This window comes from Pseudoalteromonas luteoviolacea, from assembly GCF_000814765.1.
GTDB classification, from domain to species: domain Bacteria; phylum Pseudomonadota; class Gammaproteobacteria; order Enterobacterales; family Alteromonadaceae; genus Pseudoalteromonas; species Pseudoalteromonas luteoviolacea_H.
Map to the genome: position 1 here is coordinate 7501 of NZ_JWIC01000008.1, position 23670 is coordinate 31170.

21 protein-coding genes and 2 pseudogenes (1 of these 23 only partly in view) are annotated in these 23670 nt (G+C 44.6%); 9 read left to right on the forward strand and 14 right to left on the reverse strand.

Annotated elements, in window-relative coordinates; genetic code table 11:
* Together JF50_RS19775 and aroE are read right to left on the reverse strand one after the other, a co-directional pair.
* Nucleotides 1–167: the 5' portion of a DUF1488 domain-containing protein gene (locus tag JF50_RS19775; protein WP_039611114.1), read on the reverse strand. 73 nt of this gene lie to the left of the window's left edge; only the first 167 of its 240 coding nucleotides appear in the window; it begins with the start codon at nucleotides 165–167; the stop codon falls past the left edge of the window.
* A 2-nt stretch (nucleotides 168–169) separates the two neighbouring features.
* The gene (gene aroE / locus JF50_RS19780; RefSeq protein ID WP_039611115.1) at nucleotides 170–979 is read right to left on the reverse strand and encodes a shikimate dehydrogenase; all 810 of its coding nucleotides are present in this window, start codon (nucleotides 977–979) and stop codon (nucleotides 170–172) included.
* 26 nt (nucleotides 980–1005) lie between these two features.
* On the opposite strand from aroE, the gene JF50_RS19785 reads away from it, so the two are divergent.
* The gene (locus tag JF50_RS19785; RefSeq protein ID WP_039611116.1) at nucleotides 1006–1467 is read left to right on the forward strand and encodes a group II truncated hemoglobin; all 462 of its coding nucleotides are present in this window, start codon (nucleotides 1006–1008) and stop codon (nucleotides 1465–1467) included.
* A gap of 103 nt (nucleotides 1468–1570) precedes the next feature.
* Nucleotides 1571–3177 (forward strand): annotated as a pseudogene (locus tag JF50_RS19790) (methyl-accepting chemotaxis protein).
* A gap of 51 nt (nucleotides 3178–3228) precedes the next feature.
* Here the strand turns inward: JF50_RS19790 and hemF are convergent.
* The 6 genes from hemF to JF50_RS19820 all read right to left on the reverse strand — a co-directional run bounded on the left by hemF (nucleotide 3229) and on the right by JF50_RS19820 (nucleotide 8212).
* Entirely contained in the window at nucleotides 3229–4152 is a 924-nt protein-coding gene (gene hemF, locus JF50_RS19795; RefSeq protein ID WP_039611117.1) for an oxygen-dependent coproporphyrinogen oxidase, read from the reverse strand.
* Nucleotides 4153–4156: 4 nt separating this feature from the next.
* Nucleotides 4157–4732 (reverse strand): Sua5/YciO/YrdC/YwlC family protein, encoded by a 576-nt coding sequence (locus JF50_RS19800; protein WP_039611118.1) that lies wholly within the window; start codon nucleotides 4730–4732, stop codon nucleotides 4157–4159.
* Entirely contained in the window at nucleotides 4719–5297 is a 579-nt protein-coding gene (locus JF50_RS19805; protein ID WP_039611119.1) for a type I DNA topoisomerase, read from the reverse strand. The genes JF50_RS19800 and JF50_RS19805 overlap by 14 nt, the downstream gene beginning before the upstream one ends.
* A 222-nt stretch (nucleotides 5298–5519) precedes the next feature.
* Nucleotides 5520–5993 carry a DUF494 family protein gene (locus JF50_RS19810; protein WP_039611120.1) on the reverse strand — a complete coding sequence of 158 codons (474 nt, stop codon included), beginning with the start codon at nucleotides 5991–5993 and terminating at the stop codon, nucleotides 5520–5522.
* Between the two features lie 2 nt (nucleotides 5994–5995).
* Complete coding sequence (dprA, locus tag JF50_RS19815) at nucleotides 5996–7075, reverse strand: DNA-processing protein DprA (protein ID WP_039611121.1); 1080 nt, start codon at nucleotides 7073–7075, stop codon at nucleotides 5996–5998.
* A gap of 24 nt (nucleotides 7076–7099) precedes the next feature.
* The gene (locus tag JF50_RS19820) at nucleotides 7100–8212 is read right to left on the reverse strand and encodes a LysM peptidoglycan-binding domain-containing protein (protein ID WP_039611122.1); all 1113 of its coding nucleotides are present in this window, start codon (nucleotides 8210–8212) and stop codon (nucleotides 7100–7102) included.
* Between the two features lie 116 nt (nucleotides 8213–8328).
* Between JF50_RS19820 and def the strand changes: the two genes are divergently transcribed.
* The 4 genes from def to trkA are packed head-to-tail and all read left to right on the forward strand — an operon-like array spanning nucleotide 8329 to nucleotide 12490.
* Nucleotides 8329–8838: a peptide deformylase gene (gene def, locus JF50_RS19825; RefSeq protein WP_039611123.1), complete on the forward strand. Its 510-nt coding sequence runs from the start codon at nucleotides 8329–8331 to the stop codon at nucleotides 8836–8838.
* Nucleotides 8839–8867: 29 nt separating this feature from the next.
* Nucleotides 8868–9812 (forward strand): methionyl-tRNA formyltransferase, encoded by a 945-nt coding sequence (gene fmt, locus JF50_RS19830; protein ID WP_039611124.1) that lies wholly within the window; start codon nucleotides 8868–8870, stop codon nucleotides 9810–9812.
* Nucleotides 9812–11095 carry a 16S rRNA (cytosine(967)-C(5))-methyltransferase RsmB gene (gene rsmB / locus JF50_RS19835; protein ID WP_039611125.1) on the forward strand — a complete coding sequence of 428 codons (1284 nt, stop codon included), beginning with the start codon at nucleotides 9812–9814 and terminating at the stop codon, nucleotides 11093–11095. The genes fmt and rsmB overlap by 1 nt, the downstream gene beginning before the upstream one ends.
* Before the next feature lie 18 nt (nucleotides 11096–11113).
* Nucleotides 11114–12490, forward strand: coding sequence for a Trk system potassium transporter TrkA (trkA, locus tag JF50_RS19840; protein ID WP_039611126.1), 1377 nt, complete (start codon nucleotides 11114–11116; stop codon nucleotides 12488–12490).
* Nucleotides 12491–12536: 46 nt separating this feature from the next.
* On the opposite strand, the gene JF50_RS19845 is transcribed toward trkA, so the two are convergent.
* The 5 genes from JF50_RS19845 to JF50_RS19865 all read right to left on the reverse strand — a co-directional run bounded on the left by JF50_RS19845 (nucleotide 12537) and on the right by JF50_RS19865 (nucleotide 18993).
* The gene (locus tag JF50_RS19845) at nucleotides 12537–13214 is read right to left on the reverse strand and encodes a flagellar brake domain-containing protein (RefSeq protein WP_039611127.1); all 678 of its coding nucleotides are present in this window, start codon (nucleotides 13212–13214) and stop codon (nucleotides 12537–12539) included.
* 243 nt (nucleotides 13215–13457) lie between these two features.
* Nucleotides 13458–14909, reverse strand: coding sequence for a TrkH family potassium uptake protein (locus JF50_RS19850; RefSeq protein WP_039611128.1), 1452 nt, complete (start codon nucleotides 14907–14909; stop codon nucleotides 13458–13460).
* Between the two features lie 83 nt (nucleotides 14910–14992).
* Nucleotides 14993–15607, reverse strand: coding sequence for a YigZ family protein (locus tag JF50_RS19855; protein WP_039611129.1), 615 nt, complete (start codon nucleotides 15605–15607; stop codon nucleotides 14993–14995).
* Between the two features lie 88 nt (nucleotides 15608–15695).
* Nucleotides 15696–17018, reverse strand: a complete 1323-nt coding sequence (gene pepQ, locus JF50_RS19860; protein ID WP_039611130.1) for a Xaa-Pro dipeptidase — start codon at nucleotides 17016–17018, stop codon at nucleotides 15696–15698.
* Nucleotides 17019–17124: 106 nt separating this feature from the next.
* Nucleotides 17125–18993, reverse strand: a complete 1869-nt coding sequence (locus JF50_RS19865) for a transglycosylase SLT domain-containing protein (protein WP_052262565.1) — start codon at nucleotides 18991–18993, stop codon at nucleotides 17125–17127.
* A gap of 384 nt (nucleotides 18994–19377) precedes the next feature.
* Between JF50_RS19865 and fadB the strand changes: the two are divergent.
* The 3 genes and pseudogenes from fadB to tusA all read left to right on the forward strand — a co-directional run bounded on the left by fadB (nucleotide 19378) and on the right by tusA (nucleotide 23128).
* A pseudogene (gene fadB / locus JF50_RS19870) lies at nucleotides 19378–21539 on the forward strand (fatty acid oxidation complex subunit alpha FadB).
* 1 nt (nucleotide 21540) lies between these two features.
* Nucleotides 21541–22707 (forward strand): acetyl-CoA C-acyltransferase FadA, encoded by a 1167-nt coding sequence (gene fadA, locus JF50_RS19875; RefSeq protein ID WP_039611132.1) that lies wholly within the window; start codon nucleotides 21541–21543, stop codon nucleotides 22705–22707.
* A 181-nt stretch (nucleotides 22708–22888) separates the two neighbouring features.
* On the forward strand, nucleotides 22889–23128 hold the full coding sequence (tusA, locus tag JF50_RS19880; protein WP_039611133.1) for a sulfurtransferase TusA: 240 nt from the start codon (nucleotides 22889–22891) through the stop codon (nucleotides 23126–23128).
* 67 nt (nucleotides 23129–23195) lie between these two features.
* On the opposite strand, the gene JF50_RS19885 is transcribed toward tusA, so the two are convergent.
* Nucleotides 23196–23648: a hypothetical protein gene (locus JF50_RS19885; protein ID WP_052262567.1), complete on the reverse strand. Its 453-nt coding sequence runs from the start codon at nucleotides 23646–23648 to the stop codon at nucleotides 23196–23198.
* Nucleotides 23649–23670: the final 22 nt, after the last annotated feature.

A 23670-nucleotide genomic window follows, 5' to 3' on the forward strand; every position in this document is an offset into this window, starting at 1 on the left:
TCATAATCAAACTGATGATTTCTAAAATGCACCAATGGCTCTTCTAACGTTGCAGGTACCGCAATAACACACGGCACTATCATGCCAGAAACCATGGCAGTAAAGACTAATCGACTAAGCGCAGCGTCAAAGTGAATATCATCATTAAATAAGACCGCTTGATTCATTATTATTTTACCCTTTCCAATACCGCTTCAATATTTGGAGATTTACCTCGCCACACAGTATACGCTTCAGCCGCTTGACCAACTAACATACCAATACCATCAATCAGCTGACAATTTGAATTATGCGTCGCTATCCAGTTTAAAAAACTCGTCTGCGTATCACTATAAAACATATCGTAACCCCACCTTGTCTGCGCCACGACATTACTTGCAATATTCGGTATGTCACCGGTGACACTCGAAGAGGTTGAGTTTATCACACCTGTGTAAGGTAAATGTGGGATTTCATTGAGTGCCACAGCAGTGACTTCACCATAAGGGGCAAACAGCTTCGCCAATTGTTGGGCTTTTGACACCGTACGATTTGCTACTACGATGTGTTTAACGCCTGCCTTCAATAATGGATATATACACCCTCTTGCCGCACCACCAGCGCCCAAAAGCAAAATGACAGCATCTTGTAATTGCACTTGATGTCTGAGTAAATCCGATACCAGGCCAGCACCATCCGTATTATCACCTAATACTGTTCCATCCTCTTGTCGCTTTAATGTATTAACAGCGCCAGCCAGTTTTGCCCGCTCCGTGAGCAGATCAGCATAATTAAATGCTTCTTCCTTGAACGGTAAAGTGACATTCGCTCCAAGCCCGCCATCTGCAAAGAACGCATTGATACTACTAACAAAGCCATCTACCGGCGCCAATATAGCGGTATAGTCAATCTGCTCATTAAGTTCGGATGCAAATTGCGAATGAATCTCTGGCGATTTAGAATGCTTTATCGGGTTACCAAAAACCGCGTATTTATCCATTTTTAGCCTAACAATAGTGATAGTGAATGAAGCAGTTAATTAAACGTATCTTTAATAAAGATGCAAGTGAAGATCCTAAGACATCGCAAAATCATCATGCACCTAACCCCGAACGCACGCCCTATGAATTAATAGGTGGTGAAAAAGGGGCGCTCGCTCTAGCAAATCGCTTTTATGATGTTATGGAAAGCGATCCCTATGCAAAACCACTTTACGACATGCACCCACTGCCACTTGATAGGATCCGTCAGGTATTTTTTGAATTCTTGTCTGGTTGGTTGGGTGGTCCTGACTTATTTGTAGAAAAGTATGGCCATCCTCGCCTCAGAATGCGCCACATGCCTTTTACTATCAACCAAGACCTGCGTGACCAATGGATGTATTGTATGGATAAAGCGTTAGATGCTGAAATTGATAACCCACTATTGCGTGAAGGCTTAAGAAAGTCGTTGGCACAATTAGCGACACATATGATTAACCATGACTAGCGTGCTATTTGTCATTTTGCATTAGCGGAGTCACTTTTGCGCTGAGTCAAATTGTACGGGGTTATTCACACGCATAATGGATGCTTAATTTCTATTAGGTGCGATGCGTGTGAAGTCTATTCAACATAAAATATATGCCCTACTCGCCATTACTGGTGTATTAGTACTCATAGCCAGTATCCTGAGTAATAGTAGTCAGCAAAAAAACTCGCCGAACAAACTGTCGAAACCAATATTCGGTTACTGGCCGATAATTACTTCGACTCTATCAATACCATGATGCTCACCGGCACGATGTCTAATCGGCATATTCTCGGGGAAAAACTTCGTAACCATGACAATATTGAAGATGCGCACATCGTACGAGGTGATCAAGTCAATAAACTGTATGGCCAAGGAAATGCCAACGAATCTCCACAAACGGATGCTGACCATGCTGCACTAAAAGGTGAAGAGCTATTAGTTATTGAGCAGCGTGGTGATAAGCGAGTGATGACTTACTTAAAGCCCATGGTTGCCAGTGCTGATTACAAAGGCACAAATTGCTTAGGTTGCCATCAAGCGCAAGAAGGTGACGTGTTGGGTGCAGTCAAAATCAGCTACTCTCTGAGCGATATCGATAATACTGTCGATACCAATACCGTCTTTAGCACCGCACTCTTGAGTGCAATCTTTGCGACTGCATTCATCATTTTAGGTATCTTGTTCCGTAAATTATTTATCGTTCGCTTAAAGCGGCTTGGTAAAACCATGCGCCTTGCTACGTCCAATCAAGATTTGAGCTTACGTATCGAAGATAATATCGACGATGAGCTAGGCCGCCTGGCTACCAACTTCAATAAAATGATGGCAGCCTTTAAAGACAGTATTGCTGAAGTGTCCCGGTCATCAAAAATTCTGATCCACTCTGCAGAGCATATATACACCGCCGCAGAAACCACAGAAGAAGCCATACAAGCGCAAAAGCAAGGGACCGATTCGGTCGCAGCTGCAATCAATGAACTAGAGAGCTCGTCCAGTGAAGTAAAAAACACCACCCATTTTGCCTCTGAAAAATCTGACAGTAGCAATCACCTTGCTGAGCAAAGTATGTCGATTGCACACACCACAGAACAAAGTATCAATCAATTGGCCGATGATATTCGAGATGCGGCTAATCAAGTCAGTCAATTGCAAACTCAAACATTGGCCGTTGGCAAAGTATTAGAAGTAATAAGCAGTATCGCAGAGCAAACGAATTTGCTTGCGCTGAACGCTGCTATAGAAGCCGCACGCGCAGGAGAAGCTGGCAGAGGGTTTGCGGTGGTTGCTGATGAGGTGAGAACGCTGGCAACCCGTACTCATGACTCTACTGATGAGATACGTCGCACCATAGATAAATTACAACAAGAAGCACAGCAAACCGTTAACGCAATGACGGCTTCCTGTGCAGAGGCTGATGATCGCGCACAGCAAGTGCAGCAGGTTGCTCAGGCGTTAAAGGATATTTCATCTCAAATGCATGAGATCAATGCGCTCAATGTGCAAATTGCCGATGCCACGGAGCAACAAAATCAAGCTGCTGAAGAGATCAACCAAAGTGTCGTCGCCATTCGGGATAATGCCGAGCAATCTTTGGAAGATGCCCACGGTAGTAAACGAGTCAGTGAAGAACTACTCGAGCTAGCCCGCTCTTTGGACGAGCAGGTGCGAGGGTTCAAATTAGACTAACCATTAAAAAAGGAGCATCACGCTCCTTTTTTTAATATCTCCGCACTTTTATCAGAGCGCGTCTATATTCAACCAATCTTGTGGCTTTAAAAAGTGGTCATATAGTTTAGCTTCATTTGAACCGGCTTCTGGCGTGAAGTCATATTCCCAACGCGCTAGAGGCGGCATAGACATCAGAATTGACTCCGTACGACCACCACTTTGCAAACCAAATAATGTGCCTCTGTCCCATACTAGATTAAACTCAACATAGCGACCACGGCGATAAAGCTGAAAGTCGCGTGCTTGTTCAGTCACAAAAGAAGCCTTTCTGCGTTCTATTATGGGAATATAAGCTGGTAAAAAACCTTCGCCAACGGCTTTCATAAAGGCAAAGCTCTTGTCAAAGCCCCACTCGTTCAGGTCATCAAAAAACAATCCACCGACACCACGGGTTTCATCTCGGTGCTTTAAGTAAAAATAATCATCACACCACTTTTTATAACGCGGGTATACGTCATCACCAAATGGGTCACACAGGTCTTTTGCAACTTGATGCCAGTGCTTAACATCTTCTAATTGCGGATAAAACGGCGTTAAATCAAAACCACCACCAAACCACCAAATCGGCGCCTCGCCTTCTTTTTCGGCAATGAAAAAACGCACATTGGCGTGACTGGTTGGAATATGTGGGTTTTTTGGGTGAATCACCAAAGAGACACCACAGGCATGGAAACTTCGCCCCGCTAATTCGGGTCGGTGCGCAGTAGCAGATGCTGGCATTGAAGCACCAAAGACATGAGAGTAATTGACTCCGCCTTGCTCAATGACATCTCCCCCTTTAAGCACTCGCGTTCGACCGCCGCCGCCCTCTGCACGCTCCCACTTATCTTCCACAAATTGGCCACTGCCGTCGGCTTGTTCTAGGCCTGCACAAATCGCGTCTTGTAATTGTAATAAAAATTCCTTGACCGTTTCTAAGTTCACTTTGCTCACGCGCTTAGCTCCTAAATACTTTACCTGTCATTGCATCACGAATTTGACTCGGTGCAGTGCGGCCGCCTAGCGCCCCTTCTTGATAAAAGCCAACACGTTCATTAAACATGGCTTTTGCTTCATCGATAGTCATTGCAGGCTCTTCACCACTAAAGTTTGCACTGGTAGATACAAGCGGCTTACCAAAATCCTGACATAACTGCTTAACGACAGGGTGATCGGTCACACGAACGGCAATGCTCGTATGTTCACCCGTTAACCATTTTGGTGTAGTCGATTTCGCTGGCAAAACCCAGGTGACAGGCCCAGGCCATGCAGAAAAAATCTCTGCACGTTTATCCATCGGAATCTTTGCATCATCTACATACGCTAAACATTGAGCAAAATTGTCTGCAATTAGGATAAGGCCTTTTTCAATAGGTCGTTCTTTTAACGCGAGCAGTTTATGCACTGCGCTTTCACTATCCGGATCACACCCCAACCCAAAAATGGCCTCAGTGGGGTAACAGATCAACTCACCTTGCTGCAATGCTTCAATCGCCGACTGCGGCTTAGCTATTTGATTTTCATTGTGACTCATAGGGATCCTCAATCATATGCTGACAAGCTTTTTGCGGACATTGTAGCATAGCTTTTCCAGCCCGCTTTTTTTGCACCATCACAGGCCAATCGCACTGCTCACACTGATGCGCGACGGGATACTGGTTTAAACTATATTTGCATTTAGGATACGCATCGCACGCATAAAAAAACTTGCCGTACTTATTCTGTCTTTTTTGTAAGTGCCCTTTGTTACATTTTGGACACGGGGGGAGCGTATCTGTTTGCTCCTCTTCTTCATGCACAATGAAGTCGCACTCTGGGTAGCCAGTACAGCCTATAAACATGCCATATCGACCATTTCTAATCACTAATGCTCGACCACATTCTGGACACGGTGCATCATCTAACACTTTAATTTCATTGCTCTCATGGTGAGCAAAAGCACGCATGTAATCGCATGTAGGGTAATTGGCACAGCCAAGAAATGCCCCATTTTTGGAGTGCTTGACCACCAGCTCTGAACCGCATTTAGGACAGATCTCGTACTCTTTTTCTAGCGCGTGTTTATCTGCGTTAAAAAGAGAGTGATCAATTTTGCTCATTTTTCTCACCTTCACTGTGCATGCTTTGCGCTATTTTACTGCGTGTATCAATATAAGGACAATAAAATTACACCAACATCGAGGCATTCTTCTATTAGCGGTTAAATCATACGTATCTCTGAAAAGCATTTCGTCAATCTGATGGTTTAAAAGGCGTGCTGTCAATCGAGGGCAATATCAGTGGCTACGGCACTTTGATATTTCAAATATGCCGCAGATGTATCAATGCAATAATCCTGATGGCTGTTCAAAAATTAAGTCTTCCATTTGCGCATAGGCATGTTCTTTTCCGGGCACATTGAATAGCACCATTAAAATCACCCATTTTAAATCATCAAGGCATATAGATGACTTTTCAAGTGCCAACATACGATCAACCACCATTTCTCTGGTGGTACAATCAATCACACCTATTTGCTCAACAAACATTAAAAAACCGCGACACTCGACATCGAGCACTCTACATTCTTCAGTGGTATAAATACGTATCGCTGAGTCTGGCTTGGCATTAAGGTAAGGAAATTCGTCACTGTGTTGAAGATCTGCTAGCTGCTCTAACCAATCTAACGCTTTATAAATTTCAGCTTGGTCAAAACCTGCGCCGACAAGTTCGTCTGTTAATTGATTTTGCTCTACGAAGATATCCGCTTCGCTGTGAATATAGTTTTCAAATAAATACATCAGGATATCAAACATGTTTAACCCCTCGCTAATTTGATGTAGCCGTTTAATACACGTTCTACTTTGTCTTCAAGCTCTAAGTCCAATAGTCTGGCAAGTACCTGCTCTACTGGCCACTGGGTCCTCTGCGCTAAGGTATCGACGTCAGTTACCTCATAGCCGAGATTGTGCAAAATGGGGCAAGTCTCCTGTTTTGTCTCACTTTCTATAATATATAGACTGTTTTCCGGTAAAAAGCTCACCTCTTCGATAATATCACTGACATTTTCAGTCAGCTTTGCACCTTGTTTTATTAAAAAGTGACACCCCTCGGATAAACTATGGCGAATTGAACCAGGGATCGCAAATACCTCTTTATTCTGCTCAATGGCATAGCGCGCAGTGACCAATGAGCCACTTTTTATCTCAGCTTCAACCAATAACACACCGAGAGAAAGCCCAGAAATAATGCGATTGCGCCTAGGGAAATGAGTGCCATGGGGTTTTGTCCCAGGTAAAAACTCGCTCACAATCAAACCTTGCTCCACAATACGCCAATACAGTTCATCATGACGTTTAGGATAAATAACATCAGCACCAGTGCCTAACACGGCAATCGTTTTTTGGGCGCTGTGCAAAGCACCATTATGCGCTGCCCCATCAATACCTCTGGCCATGCCTGATGTGATAACAAAATTAGCATCGCCCAATTGCTTAGCAAAATCATAGCCAATATCCATGCCCATTCGCGACGCACTGCGACTGCCAACAATGGCAATTTGTGGTTGATGTAAGAGTGTGCTGTCTCCTCGACAAAATAGTAACCAAGGCGGGCTACTTATATGTGTCAATAACTCTGGGTAGCAGGCATCAAAGTAATGAATGATTTGAATATTGAGTGTCGTACAATGCACTAAAATACGCTCGACTTTACCCCAGTCGGTACGGTGTATTTGCTGCGCCACATTGTCATTCAGTCCTAACTGACAAAGCGCAGATTTAGACAGAGTAAAAAGGTCAGGTAATTTGATTTTCTGTGTGAGCGCAATAATCGTGCTGACACCGATACCGTGGCACAAGTATAAGGCCACTGCATCTCTCAATGATAAGTGTTCCATGCTCCCTCCTTGAGCAATTTAGAATTAGTCGGTTACGCTATCTCCTACCTGAATAGGTTGTGTTGTCTTCATCACCATGGCATAACTGATATTGTCATAGACTTTAAACAGCATAAGCTCACCAACTTTTTCGCTGGGCATATGCCAAACCGTACTGTCTTCACTGTTTTCTTCACCAAACCAAGAGCCAATGTCACCAATTAATTTATCGAGGCTGCTCGAGTCTTCTAGATACTTGGGCGTGCCATTACGTTCAACCACGGTAGGAGACTGTCGCAAAATGTCTAATACGCTCCCCTCAACCAATTGCTGTTCACTGCCAACATTGAGCACCACAACGGACAGAGGTCCAAATTCACTATGTTGATTACTACTGGCAATGATTACACCATCCACCGCTTGGCTCGGCTTACTCATTTTAAAAGTGGCTTTGAGATCTTGCCCCTGAGGCAGTGGCATCAAAAAATCGCCCGCTTTAATCTCTCGCTTGACCGCTTCTACTTTTACCGTGCTGGGTATCCCATTTTCAATATTCCCAGGTTTCATCGCGCGAGCAGTGCCCACTAAAATGGTTTCATAGGCCAAAGTGCGTGACCCATCTTTATATGCACTGCCCTGGCGGTAAATGCCATAATTCCCGCCTTGTAACAGGTTTCCTTTCACATACAATAAGTGGCCTGTAACACTCATTTTAAAATTCTTATTCGAACCGAGTACAATGGGAAATTGCGCTAAATCGTCTTTTTCAAGCGCTTGGTCATAGCTCAAATACGGCTCCAAAACAGCTAAAGGAAGCGTTGGTATCGCAGTGCCCTTCTCTGCAATGATACGCACATGAGGGGATAGTTTTCTTACCCCCTTATCAATTATTAATACCGGATTCCCATGTTCATCCAAACCAAGTGATAAAATATCGCCAGGGTATATCAAGTGCGGGTTATCAATTTGTGGGTTTGTCTGCCATAACTGAGGCCACTTCCATGGACTATGCAAATATAAACTCGAAATATCCCAAAGCGTGTCGCCTTTTTTCACTACATAGCGCTTGGGTGCGTCTGATTTAACCGTTAATGTATCGGCAATAGCAGGAAAAACAGCGGCAGCTGCCATGATCAAGGCTGCAATTTGAGATTTCATTCCGAATTCCTTGAGTTATTTTTAGATATTATCCACCAAAACCTGTTAAAGGGGAACGTGAATGGCTAAAATAAGACCATACATTACCCCATTTATAACGACTGTAAAAGGTATCTATGGCAAAGTTAGAAGTGCTTAAATTTCCCGACGAGCGTTTGCGTACAGTGGCAAAGCCTGTGGAAGAAGTAAATGATGAAATCCGTCAAATCGTTAAAGACATGCTAGAAACCATGTATGACGAAAACGGTGTTGGTTTAGCTGCGACGCAAGTTGATATTCATCAACGCATTGTCGTCATCGATGTGTCAGAAGAACGCAATGAGCCTTATGTTTTAATCAACCCAGAGATCATCTCATCAGAAGGCACTATGGTATGCGAAGAAGGCTGTTTATCAGTGCCTTACTCGTATGCAAAAGTAGACCGCGCGGAAAAAGTCACCGTGAAGGCACTTAACGAGCACGGTGAAGAGTACCAATTTGATGCTCAGGAACTGCTGTCTAATTGTGTGCAACATGAGCTAGACCACCTTGCAGGCAAGCTATTCATTGATTACTTGTCGCCACTGAAGCGCCAACGTATCAAAAAGAAAATTGAAAAAGAAGCACGCCTAGCGGCAAAAGCATAATCAAATTTATTTAATTGGATAATTTATTCGTGAGTAACCCTTTGCGTATAGTATTTGCGGGCACGCCAGACTTTGCTGCACGCCACCTACAAGCATTGCTCGATTCTCATCATGAGGTTGTGGCAGTCTACAGTACACCAGATAAGCCCGCCGGTCGCGGTAAAAAGCTTAAAGCCAGCGAAGTTAAAACGCTCGCCTTAGAACATGATCTACCCGTGATCCAACCCGCTTCATTAAAAAGTGAAGACGCGACCCAACAGCTCGCTGAATTAAACGCTGATGTGATGGTCGTTGTCGCCTATGGCTTATTACTCCCCAAAGCAATTCTTGAAACGCCTAGATTGGGGTGTCTCAATGTACACGGTTCTATCTTGCCTCGTTGGCGTGGCGCAGCCCCTATTCAACGTGCTATTTGGGCCGGAGATAAAGAAACTGGCGTGACCATTATGCAAATGGATGAAGGCTTAGATACCGGTGACATGCTACATATCGCCACCTGCCAGATAGACGCTCACGAAACCAGTGCAAGTCTCTATGCCAAGCTTGCCGAGTTAGGCCCATCAGCCTTAGTGGAAACATTAGACGCGCTGGGGGCTGGAAAAATCACAGCTGAAGTTCAGGATGATGCGCAATCAAACTATGCGAAAAAGCTGTCTAAGCAAGAAGCCGATATCGACTGGACCATGGACGCAGAACAAATCGAGCGCAATATCAGAGCATTCAACCCTTGGCCGATGTGTTTTACACAGATGCAGGCACAGACAGTGAAAATTTGGCAAGCAAACGTCATCGAACAGCAAGGTGAAGCGGGTACCGTTTTGAGCGCAGACAAACATGGTATTGTCGTTGCGTGTGGCACCCATGCCGTACAAATCACCCAACTACAACCGCAGGGCAAAAAGCCAATGTCAGCGCAGGACTTTTTAAATGGCCGTGCTGAATGGGTAACACCTGGTAATAAGGTAGGTGCCTAATGGCCAATGTACGCGCACTCGCGGCAAAAACACTATTTCAAGTCGTTGATAAAGGCCAGTCGCTCACAGCGCAATTGCCTTATGCTAGCCAAAAGCTACCAGTCAAAGATCGTGCCTTGCTGCAGCAAATGTGCTACGGCGTGCTGCGCTATTTACCGAGCCTTGAAAACTATTGTCAGCAGTTACTTGATCAACCACTACGGGGCAAGCGTCGCGTATTTCAGTTTTTGCTTTATGTCGGTATTTATCAACTTCAGCATATGCGCGTCCCCGCTCATGCAGCAGTAGCGGAAACCGTTAATGCACTTAAGTCATTAGGTGCGCCGGGTATGAAAGGTCTAGTCAATGCCGTACTACGTAACTTTCAACGTCAGCAGGCAACACTTGAGCAAAGTGCAAATGAGATAGTGGTCTGTCAGTATAATCACCCAAGCTGGTTTATTAAAAAGCTTCAGGCTGCCTACCCTGACAAATGGACTGATATCCTTGAAGAAAACCAACTTCAGGCCCCCATGTGGCTGCGTGTAAATCAACGTCAAACTGATACGAATACCTACGCTAAGCAACTAGATCAAGCAGACATTGACTATACTCTGGATGAATCGCACCCCGATGGTATTTTACTTGACCACCCAGTAGATGTGACAAAATTACCGGGCTTCTCAACGGGCGCAAGTTCTGTGCAAGATGCAGCGGCACAAATGGCAGCACGCTTATTATCACCGAAAGACGGAGATAATATCTTAGATGCATGCGCAGCACCGGGCGGAAAAACCTGTCATATTTTAGAACTTGCAGATAGCCAAGTCACCGCATTAGATGCTGACGAAAAGCGTTTAGAGCGCGTCACTGATAATCTGAATCGCTTGTCATTAACTGCACAGTGCGTGCATGGGCTCGCAGATGAGCCTGATAACTGGTGGCAAGGCGAGCAATTTGATCGTATTCTGTTAGACGTACCTTGTTCTGCAACTGGGGTGATCCGACGCCATCCAGATATTAAATGGCTAAGACGCGCTGCAGACATTGACGAGCTAGCGAAATTACAAGCAAAAATACTGGATAACATCTGGCCATTGCTAAAATCAGGCGGTACCTTGGTCTATGCAACCTGCTCTGTATTGCCCGAAGAAAACCATCAGCAAATCAATGCCTTTTTATCACGTACAGAGGATGCAAAGCACATTGCACTGCATGCGCAAGACAAGGTTGAACAGCCCGGCTTACAATTATTGCCTGGCATCACGGATGGCTTCTATTACGCCAAGTTGCAAAAACTCTAAACGTTGTAAGTTTAAGCTATGAAAATCATTATTTTAGGCGCTGGACAAGTTGGCGGCACACTGGCAGAGAACTTAGTGGGTGAGCAAAACGAAATTACCGTCGTCGATATCGACGGTGAACGTTTGCGTGAACTACAGGATAAATATGATCTGCAAGGCGTTAATGGACATAGCGCACACCCAGAAGTGCTCAGACAAGCGGGTGCCGAAGATGCCGATATGATCATCGCGGTCACCAGCTCAGATGAAGTCAATATGGTTGCGTGCCAAGTCGCCTATAGTATTTTCAATACACCAACAAAAATTGCTCGGATCCGCTCCGAGCAATATTTAGATTACCGTGAAAAGCTATTTCACAATGACGATCTGCCGGTTGATCATTACATTGCCCCAGAGCAATTGGTGACGAAATATATTCGTCGCCTAATTGATTATCCAGGTGCGCTACAAGTGCTTCAATTTGCAGATGGCATGCTGTCACTGGTTGCAGTGAAAGCCTACTATGGCGGCTTGTTAGTGGGTTATGCATTGTCGGCACTTAAAGAGCATATCCCCAATGTCGACACTCGCGTGGCGGCAATTTATCGCCAAGGTAAAGCCATCAAACCCCTAGGTACAACCGTCATAGAAGCGGATGATGAGGTTTTTTTCATCGCAGCAACGAAACATATTCGTGCTGTTATGAACGAACTGCAAAAGCTGGAGCAGTCGTATAAAAAAATCATGATAGCCGGTGGTGGTAACATCGGTGCAGGCCTTGCCCGCTCATTGGAAAAAAACCACAGTGTTAAACTGATTGAACGCAATCACAGTCGCGCATCACAGCTTTCTGAAATGCTTGATAATACGGTTGTATTTTGTGGTGACGCCTCTGATCAAGAGCTTCTATCTGAAGAACATATCGAACAAGTAGATGTGTTTATTGCTGTCACCAATGACGACGAAGCCAACATCATGGCAGCTATGCTTGCAAAGCGTATGGGTGCGCAAAAAACCATGGTACTGATCCAGCGTAGTGCCTATGTGGACTTAGTACAAGGCGGCGAAATTGATATTGCTATTTCACCGCAACAAGCCACCATTTCAGCACTGCTCACCCATGTGCGTCGCGGAGATATCGTTAATGTATACTCATTGCGAAAAGGTGCAGCAGAAGCGATTGAAGCAGTTGCACATGGTGATGAAAACACCTCAAAGGTGGTCGGTCGAGCAATCCGAGATATTAAACTGCCCCATGGCACGACGATTGGCGCGATTGTGAGGGATTCTGAAGTATTGATCGCCCATGATCATACTGTGATTGAGTCAGGTGACCATGTCATTATGTTTTTAATCGACAAAAAGCAGATTGGTGTGGTTGAAAAATTATTCCAGGTCAGTGCCTTATTCGTCTAACATCACAGTGAGATGGCTAATATGCCATCTCCTCCCTAAAACTGTGCTACTCATTACCCAGTACTGAAATATCAATTAAATAGTCTTTGAGTATCGCTTGGACTTGTTCATCTTGGCTATCTAAGTGAATACCCAGTGACACGATATCTTCTTGATTTTCTTTTACTCTACATACCTTACCAACAAGTGTGAGCTTTTTCGCATCTTTGCCTTCAATGAGAATCTCACAAGATAACTCTTTTAACTCTTCTGGCAGGTGGGTTTTCTGCACATCAAACATCAGACCGGCAAGAGAAATATCTTTAATGACACCGACTTCACTTTTTCCTTCCACACTCAAAACAGCAGGGATCAGCGTAGGAATACGCGTCTGAGCACGTAATTTGTATGTTTGAACCTCGTTGGGATAATAAAGATAAATAAGCCTGGCTGGGTGTGTAGTCACCGATTTAATGGTTTCTTTGAAAGCAATAATTTGTCCATCACCTTCTTCAGGTAAGGCACGTACAATCACTTCTGTGCCCTCTTTGACATAATCCATGGCCGCGCCCAAACGTTGATGACTGGGATGGTTCAAGATAATAAATTGGTTCTCAAGCGCACCGACAAACTCTGTTTTGATCCGCTTACGATTGGCTGGCAGTACAATCTCCATATCGACAATACTTCCCGCTCGCATCTGTAATACCTGCAAACGATTTTCTGCCAACTCTTGTATAGTCATGCTAAATACCCCTAACTATTGCGCTGTGTATTTTTGCAGTATGGCGCCAGTTTATGACGCCATCGCATAATTACTATGAATTATCGTCTAGATAGAGAAAAACTTTAACTTTTGCGCGGCATTTCACACTTGATGATGGGTTTAAAAACCCATCATCAGACTTTTGGAGGGAATATAAATTAAGTGAGATCTTTCGGTGCTACTCTGAGCACGTACATATTTCAACACGCAAAACTTGCAAGGCTATCCTCGCCAAAACGTCGGTGTGAACAACACCAATAAGGTGAATATTTCTAAACGTCCAAACACCATAGCCAGCGTTAAAATCCACTTGGCTGTATCGGTGATATCACCGTAGTGCGCCGCCACATCCCCTAAGCCAGGACCTAGGTTATTGAGGCAAGCGGCCGTTGCAGAAAACGCCGTGATATTATCAAGCCCCGTGCCCAGTAGCGCGATCATAATAATCACAAAGACCAACGCATAGGCAGAGAAAAATCCCCATACCGCTTCAACGACCTTGTCTGGCAGCGCTTTTCTACCCAGTTTAATCGAATAGATGGCTCTTGGGTGCACCAAACGATTCAGTTCTCTGATCCCTTGTAAGTACAGCAAAAACACCCGAACGACCTTCATCCCCCCACCAGTAGAACCGGCGCACCCGCCAATAAAGCTAGAGAAAATCAGTAAAATAGGTAAAAACAGCGGCCAAGCTGAAAAGCTATCGGTTGCAAAGCCCGCAGTTGTACTGATTGAGACCGCTTGAAATAAAGCATGATCTAGCGTCTCATCACCGTCGCTATACACTTGATTTGAAGACAATACCGCAAAACAGATCACCACCAGCGCCAGTTGAATAAACAAGAAGACTTTAAACTCAGGGTCGCGTAAATACGCTCGCACACTGCGACTAGCCACCGCTGCATAATGCAGCGAGAAATTAATCGCAGCAATGAGTAGAAACACCACACAGATAAAGTTAATCATCGGGCTATCAAAATGGCCAATTGACGCGTCATAAGTAGAAAAACCACCTATTGCAATAGTGGCAAACGCATGACAAATGGCATCAAACCAACCCATCCCAGCAAACTTATACGCCAAGGTGCAAGCCGCGGTCAGGGCCACATAAATATACCAAAGGTGCTTTGCCGTATCGGCAATACGCGGTGTCATTTTTGAGTCTTTTACGGGCCCTGGCGTTTCAGCACGATATAACTGCATCCCACCAACGCCAAGCATGGGTAGCACGGCAACAGCAAGTACAATGATCCCCATGCCGCCAAGCCACTGTAATTGTTGACGATAAAAAAGCACTGATTTTGGTAAATACTCAATCCCAGTTAATACCGTGGCCCCGGTGGTTGTCAGGCCTGAAAAAGCTTCAAATACCGCATCAGCAAAAGACAGATTCGGTTCATCAAGGAAAATCAGTGGTACGGATGCAAACGATCCCAGTACCAACCAAAATAACACCACGATCAAAAAGCCTTCTCGGGCTTTGAGTTCACCGCGTTCTTTTCGGTTTGGATAATAGGCCATCAGGCCAATTAAAACGCTAAAGATAAAAGCCAAAACGAACGGCACACCACCACCATCTTTGTAGATCAAAGACACTAGTGCTGGTGGCACCATAGTCAAACTGAACAGTGCAACGAGTTGGCCAAGGATTTTTATAATGGTACGAAATTGCATAACGCAGATCGCTTGTTGTTATGATTAGACTTGATTGTCTAATACACTTAGACGTTAGTAAACCTCATAACCTCACAAAGCAATTACTTTTGTAGTTTCATTGTCACACTGCCATGGGTCAAATCAAATATCGACTGAATGGCCAGCTTGGCTTCTCGGGCATCAATTTCAATTTGCCAACCTATCGTCGCTGCAAACGTATGCTGAATATTCAGCACTTGATATTGACTCGCTAAATGCTGTTCAATGACCCCTTGCAGTGCATAATCCGACTCGCCAGTGAGTAACACGGAAGGTACTTTGACTGCTGTCGAAAGCACATTCAAGGCGTTATTCAAACTGCCGCCATAAGCCCGCACTAAACCACCTGTTCCGAGCTTAATCCCTCCGAAATAACGTGTCGTCACCGCGGTAATTTCACCAATACCAGAGCCCATCAAGACATTCAACATGGGTTTACCTGCTGTGCCGTTTGGCTCGCCATCATCAGAAAAACCTAACACATGACTGCCTCCTGGTGCGCCTGCTACATGTGCCCAACAGTTATGACGCGCATCGGGATAGGCGTCGTTAATACTGCGAATAAATGCTTTTGCATCGTCCACTGTAGGGGTATGTGCAACATGCACCAAAAACGTACTTTTTTTGATTTCTTCGTGGTGTGAAATGGTTTCAGTTGGGATTTTATATTCTGACATAAACAACTTTCTGGCAAAAAAGGAGCCTTTCGACTCCTTTTATTTAAACACCTGAGCCGCATTTAACCTGTGCGACCACTTTGGCAGATTAATCTAAGTTAAGATCACGCGTCATATTCTCTAAACGGTCTTCGTGGACAATAATATTGTCTTCAATACGGATCCCGCCATAAGGCTTAAACTCGTCCACCTTATCCCAATTGATATGCTGCGCATGTTCACCTTTCGCTAAATCGCCAAGTAACGAATCAATGAAATATAAACCAGGTTCAATGGTAAATACTTGCCCTGCTTCTATGCGCCTTGTGCAACGTAAGAACGGGTGTCCTTCAGGTGGCGCTTGATGCGTGCCTTGCTCGTCAGCCATAAAGCCACCCATATCATGCACCTGTAACCCAATGTGATGACCCAATCCATGCGGGAAGAACGTTGATGAAATGCCCTTCTCGACAATCTCATCAGCCCCCAAATTAACCACTTTAAAATCGGACAGGATTTGCGCCATACGACGATGACAGTCGATATGTAAATCACCATACAATTTGCCCGGCGCAAGTGCGTTACCCAGGGCGATTTGATGCTGGTTTAACGCATCCACCATTTCCGCAAACTGACCTTGTTTTGCAAAGTCATAAGTACGTGTAATGTCTGATGCATAGCCGTTAAAGTTAGCACCAGCATCAATCAAAAATGAGAGATGCTTGCTCGGTGCCTGACGCTCGAAATGTGTATAGTGCAAAATCGAGCAATGCTGATTGAGCGCCACGATGTTGCCGTAAGGCGTATCATTTTCCATGTGTGCAGTGGCATTCAAATATGCCTGCTGAATAGAAAACTCAGAACCACCAGCATAAAACTCATCTCTTGCCGCTTTATGGCCAAGCACTGCGATACGGTTTGCTTCGCGCAAGCAAGTCAGCTCATATTGTGTTTTATAAGCACGATGATAATGCAGATAGTTCATCACTGGCTCTGGATTCATTTGTCCAAACCCAAGCGCTTGCGCGACCTCTAAATATTCGCCGATATAAGCAAACTTTTCTTTGTCGTAAGGCAGCAATTTTTCAACCTGCTCAGGGTGAACCAGCAACGTAATATCGAAATGATCCGACCAAAAATCATTGGGTTCATCCGGCACCTTATGCCAAAAATCGACTGGACGATAAAAAATCAGCTTAGGTTTATCAGCCCCGTTTACGACCAGCCAGCAATGTGGATTATCGATAACAGGTAACCAGGCTTTGAATTGTGGATTGACCTTAAATGGATAATACATATCATCCAAAAACTGACGTTTAGCTTGGCCTGAATGAATAACTAACCCATCTAAGCCTTCGCGCTCAACGATGGCTTTAGTACGTGCCTGAAGCGTGGTGATATGCTCTGCATACAAATTTGCTAATGTGTCCACAGTGTACCCATATTAAATCTATGTAATTATACTTGAGTCTAACATAGCACCGTCTCAAAAACGATGCCATGCCAACCCCTTGAAACAAAGTACCAACCACCTTGAATTAGCGGTTGCCGCCTATACTCATATCCAAGATCCCTGCCAACACGTTCCCCTCTCGACCAAGTTTGGTATGGTAGACCTGTCGATACGCCATCACATTTTTCACATAGTCCCGAGTTTCTCGATAGGGAATAAGCTCAATCCACAGTTCAGCAGGCATGGCTTCATCCGGTACCCAGCGCTTCACTCTGTGATAGCCTGCATTATAAGAAGCGGTCGCCAATATCTCATTGCCTTTGGTTTTACGTTTCAAATATTCTAGATAGTCTGTTCCTAAACGAATATTGGTTGAAGGCTTCATTAATTGTTGTTTGGAAACTCGCTTTTTCGCGACATAACGTGCCGTGCTTGGCAAAATCTGCATCAAACCATAGGCATCAGCGGATGATCTGGCATCTGGGGCAAAACTACTTTCTCGACGAGCCACCGCATAGCTCCACGCCAAATCGACTCGATTTCTTTCACTGTATCGTTCAAATAAGGTATCAAACGCCATAGGGAAACGTAGATCGACATAATTCCATGCCTTAATTTGCGCTAAGGTATAAATGGTGCTGTCATACCAGTCTAAGTCAGCTGCTAATATCGATGCCGCCAATTTTTCTTGAGTACTAGAGGTGTTGGTTAAATAGTTCCACTCTCTGCGGGCTTGAGTAAAGCGATCTAGCTCATACAATGCTTTAGCACGCTTAAACCCGGGTGCTTGTGATACCGTTTCCAAGGTTTGCTCATCTACATCCAATGACTGCGCATTCATAGAAGGTGGCAAATTAAGCCTCGCGGCTGCTAAAAAGCCGTAATAATCTCTTTTTCCCGCTAATTGTTGCCAAAGTGCAGTCGCTTTCCTGCTGTCTCCACGCTTATCATAGCTATAGCCAAGCCAATAGGTTTGTCCATTGCTCAAGTTATCCATGCCAGTGAACAGTGCCGCGATCCCTTCCCAATCTTGTTCTTTGAGCATATTACTCATCAACCACTGACGCAGCTTTACATCCTGCAGTTCAACTGGCACTTTATTTAACCAAAAACGCGCTTGCTCATGCCCTTTCGATGCCAAAGCTAAGGCAAAACGATAAGCTACACTGTCTTTCTGCGCTTGGCTAAATTCAAACATGCCCTGCAATTTATCCCATGCTCTCAGTGCAAGAGCTGGATCTCGCCATATGAGACGCCTGACACCATATACCGCAATTTCACTTTCTTTTTGGCTACGCTTTTTATAACGATATAGACCCGCTGAAGCACTTGGATCTCTACGTACCGCTACATATAAATCTGCTAAATACGACTCATGCCTTGGCAGTAACGTTTTTAAGTACTTAATTAACGAAGTCTGTCCACCTTGAGCTGCTTTAGTAATGCGCTGCCAAATTAATTCTTGTGAACGATAACCCGCTTTTTGCCACTGTGAAAACAGTTTATCACATGCTTTAGGCTGTGATTTTCCCACCACCCACAAAGGCTCAACTTGATCTAATATGGCTTTTTTAGGCGCACCTAAATCAAGCTGAAATTGCAAATACGTGCACTTGAGATCGGCATTCGTCGTTTCTTGAAAATGGTTAATAAATAGGGCTTTTTTATCTCGCCTTTTTAAATAATTTAGCCAACTTTTGCGTACGGGCCAATCCAGTGGTGTGTGATCATATACAGATAAGAACTGTGCAATCTCACTTTCATATTTCAACTTGGGATGACGTTTATAAAAGGTCATCTCAACATAAGGCTTTAAGGGGTGATCAAGCTCATCCAGTGCCTGTTTAAATTTATTATAATTACCAGACCAAGCAATACGCTCAGCCTGAATAAAATCTTGATGGGGTTTTTGTGCATACCCGTGGGTACTTAACAAAGTGAAAAAAGCGCACATACCCGTACTAAAAAACCGAGAGATCCGTAATTTCATGGTGACCTATACTTTACATAAATGCGTTGTATATCTAGCCCCAGCCTATTTTTAAAATCATGATTTAAAGACAATGGCTGAGTACTCTCCTTAATTTAACTGCTTCAAAACAGTCACGAACAGCACGTCTGCCCTGCCCATAATCAAGTTATGCATGATTGAAGGTTTAAATAAACTGAATGCGCAAACCTTAAAACACCTTAGTTCAATCTATGCACTTAGCCACCTTAACATCCCAATTTATGCTTTACAGTAAATCTGCGGTAAATTTTTCATTGCAATTTTCATTTAAAGACGCCACACTGAATTAAATGACAACTCATCGTACCAGTGTCACGGAGAACAAGTATGTTAATCAAAAGCGAGTCCTTTGTAGTTGATTTTTGCAAAGGCAATATTGCTGAGTTTAAATTTTGTCTGCCCGGTTCGGTCAACAAACTCTCTCAGCAAACCCTGCAAGACTGTGCCAAAGCACTAGCTGAACTCAGCGCACGTGATGATGTAAAAGGCCTAATTTTTACCAGTGATAAAGACCACTTTATCGTTGGTGCCGATATTTTCGAATTCTTACCCACTTTTGATCGCCCAGAGCAAGAACTCGTAAGCTGGATCAAAAATGCCACGGACGTCTTCGATGCGATTGAAGATTTACCTTTCCCAACCCTATCAGCCATCAATGGCCTAGCGCTTGGTGGTGGATGTGAGTGGGTACTTGCTACTGACTACCGTATTGCAACGCCGAATGCCAAAATTGGCTTACCCGAAGTTAAACTTGGGATCATGCCAGGATTTGGTGGCACAGTGAGACTACCACGTGTGATCGGCGCTGATAATGCCATGACTTGGATTTCAACAGGTCAAGAAAACCGCGCACCAGATGCCTTCAAAGTCGGTGCATTAGATGCCGTTGTTGCAGCGGATAAATTAATGGATGCTGCCATTAAAACACTAGATCAAGCCATCGATGGCAAGCTCGATTGGCAAGCAAAGCGTCAGCTTAAACTTGAGCCTTTAAAAATGAATCGTGTCGAGCAAGGCATGAGTTTTGCGATGGCTGAAGGCATGGTCATGGCAAAAACCAAAGGTCATTATCCTGCGCCAGTGATGGCAGTCAAAACCATCAAAGCAGCAGCTAACCTTACCCGTGACGAGGCAATGGCAATCGAAAATGCCAACTTTGCAAAATTAGCCAAAACAGCAGAAGCAGCTGCACAAACGGGGATCTTCCTGGCCGATCAGTACATTAAAGGCGTAGCGAAAAAACAAGCTAAAGTCAGCCAACTTGATATTAAGCAAGCGGCTGTGCTTGGTGCTGGTATTATGGGTGGTGGCATTGCCTACCAGTCTGCTTATAAAGGCACGCCCATTGTCATGAAAGACATCAACCAAGCGGCCCTTGATTTAGGCATGGGCGAAGCGGCCAGCCTACTAGGTAAAAAAGTAAAACGCGGCCATATGAAAACAGAAAAGATGGTCGCCACGCTTGGGAAAATAAAACCAACACTCAACGAACGTGATTTAGAAAACTCAGACATCATTGTCGAGGCCGTTGTCGAAAACCCACAAATTAAAAAAGCCGTACTGGCTGATTTAGAAAAGCAGTTACCAAAAGGCACTGTACTGACGTCAAATACCTCTACTATCCGTATTGATGAGTTAGCAACTGCGCTTGAAAATCCGGAATATTTCTGTGGTATGCACTTCTTTAACCCAGTACCTAAGATGCCGTTGGTTGAAATCATTCGTGGTGAAAAAACCTCAGATGACACAGTAGCCGCTGTTGTTGACTATGCACTGAAACTCGGTAAGTCGCCAATTGTCGTTAATGACTGCCCAGGCTTTTTCGTAAACCGCGTCTTATTCCCTTATTTCGCAGGCTTCAGTAAGCTCGTTGTTGAAGGGGCTGACTTTAGTCAAATAGACAAAGTTATGGAAAATGTATTTGGTTGGCCTATGGGTCCAGCTTACCTGCTTGACGTCGTCGGTATAGACACAGCCAATCATTGCACAGGCGTGATGGCTGATGGTTTCCCAACCCGTATGGCCCGCCAAGATAAAGATCCGGTCGCCTTATTGGCCAATGCAGAGCGTTTTGGTCAAAAGAATCAAAAAGGGTTTTATCAATATGCGCCAGATAGAAAAGTCGTTTGAAAAAGAGTAAAGACCCCGAATCATTGACGCTATTGAGTCAGATTTGTGATACCGCGCAGCAGTTTGACAAACAAACTATTATTGAGCGCTGTATGGTACCGATGATCAATGAAGTACTGCTTTGTTTGCAAGAAGGCATTGTCGCTTCACCGCAAGAAGCAGATATGGCACTCATTTACGGTATTGGCTTCCCGCCATTTAGAGGTGGCGCTTTCCGTTACTTAGATCAAATTGGTTTGAGTGAGTTTGTTGCTATGGCAGATAAATATGCTGACTTAGGTGAAATCTACCAAGTTTCTGAGCAAACACGTGCTTGGGCAGCAGAAGGTAAAGTGTTCTATCAAGTGGAGGGCCAGTAATATGGAACATGCAGTTATCGTAGATTGTCTTCGTACCCCAATGGGCCGTTCCAAAGGCGGTGTGTTTAAGCATCGCCGCGCAGAAGATCTCAGTGCACACCTAATGAAAGGTCTACTTGAGCGCAACCCGCAAGTTGCCCCAGAGTCCATTGATGATATTTATTGGGGTTGTGTTCAGCAAACGCTTGAACAAGGGTTCAACGTTGCACGTAACGCCGCTCTTCTCGCTGGTATACCACACTCTGTTCCGGCGGTGACCGTAAACAGATTGTGCGGCTCTTCAATGCAAGCACTGCATGATGCCGCTCGCGCTATCATGACAGGCGCAGGCGATACGTACCTTATTGGCGGTGTTGAGCATATGGGCCATGTCCCGATGACCCATGGTGTAGACTTTCATCCGGGTCTGTCTACTTCAGTTGCACAAGCAGCCGGCGTAATGGGTTTAACCGCAGAGTATCTCGCAACGCTGCATGGTATTAACCGTGAGCAACAAGATGCATTCGCAGTACGTTCACACCAACGCGCTCACGCAGCCAGTGTTGAAGGCCGCTTTGCAAAAGAAATTTTACCGACAGAGGGCCATGACGAACATGGTATTCCTGTATTGGTTGAACATGATGAAGTGATCCGCCCAGAAACCAGCCTTGAAGGACTGAGTCAATTACGTCCCGTGTTTAATCCAGCCAGTGGCACTGTGACAGCAGGTACTTCATCCGCATTATCTGATGGCGCGTCAGCCATGCTCGTGATGAGTGAAAGCAAAGCCAAAGAGCTTGGCCTGCCAATCAGAGCGCGCATTAAGTCCATGGCGGTTGCAGGCTGCGATCCCTCTATCATGGGTTATGGCCCTGTTCCAGCGAGCCAAAAAGCACTCAAACAAGCAGGTATTCAAGTAGAAGATCTAGATGTAGTCGAGCTTAATGAAGCATTCGCAGCGCAATCTCTACCTGTAATGAAAGACCTCGGATTATTAGACGTGGCCGACGAAAAGGTGAACCTCAATGGCGGCGCAATCGCACTTGGCCACCCATTGGGTTGCTCTGGTTCGAGGATAAGTACGTCACTGATTCATATTATGGAAGAAAAAGATGCCAAATATGGCCTTGCAACCATGTGTATTGGTTTAGGTCAAGGTATCGCCACCGTATTTGAACGCGTGAATTAACACGCTTGTTGTCATCGCCAATTTCAACTTGGTAACCAAGGCAAAGTCATCCAGTGTGGCTTTGCCTTTTTTATTGCCGATTTAAATTACACCTTATTCTAACTATTTACCCCAACCCTCTTTAAATTTTCATACATGCCAAGTTAAAATGTCTTTTTGAATAAAAGCTAAGTGCAATTTTATGAGTTTTGACAATACTGATCATACCTTAGATGCGATTGGGCTTCGTTGCCCAGAGCCGGTTATGATGATCCGTGGTATGGTGCGAAAAATGAATCATGGTGAAACGCTATTAATAGTGGCAGACGACCCATCAACGACCCGTGATATACCTAGCTTTTGCGAATTCATGGACCACACATTAGTTGCACAAGAAGTCTCACAACCTCCCTATCGCTATTTGATCAAAAAAGGGAGATGAGCCCTTTTCATTATTTATTCATATATTTGTCCATTCAAGGTGGCTTAACACTTAACAGCGCTCTACATTAATCTCTTTGTACAATAACCATCGGATTATTGGCATCTCGATAATCTAGGGTTATGCGATACCACCCTTTCTTATCTGGTGTAAAACTAAAGTAGTTATAGATGGTATTGCAGTCTGCGGGCTGTGGTTTGACTAACGTAATCGCGCTCGTATATCGATAGCCACAGTTATAACCTTGGCTCCAAGCTTCGTCCGCAATTTTAAATTCATATACTTTACCGGGACTCATAAACCGAGCACGAACGGTATATGTGCCATTTCCCTGGGGCTTAAGTTGGTATATGCCTTCAGCATCCCACAAGCTAAAATCACCGCGTAAGTACATAGCACGATCGATGATTTTTGCATCAGGTTCACTGGCCCCCATGAGTGTTTGCTCACTGACGTTTGGTGAAGCGCACCCCACAAGTCCTAACAAAACCATAATGGATAACGCGATTCTTTTGTCCATTTGTCTCACCTTTTCAATAATA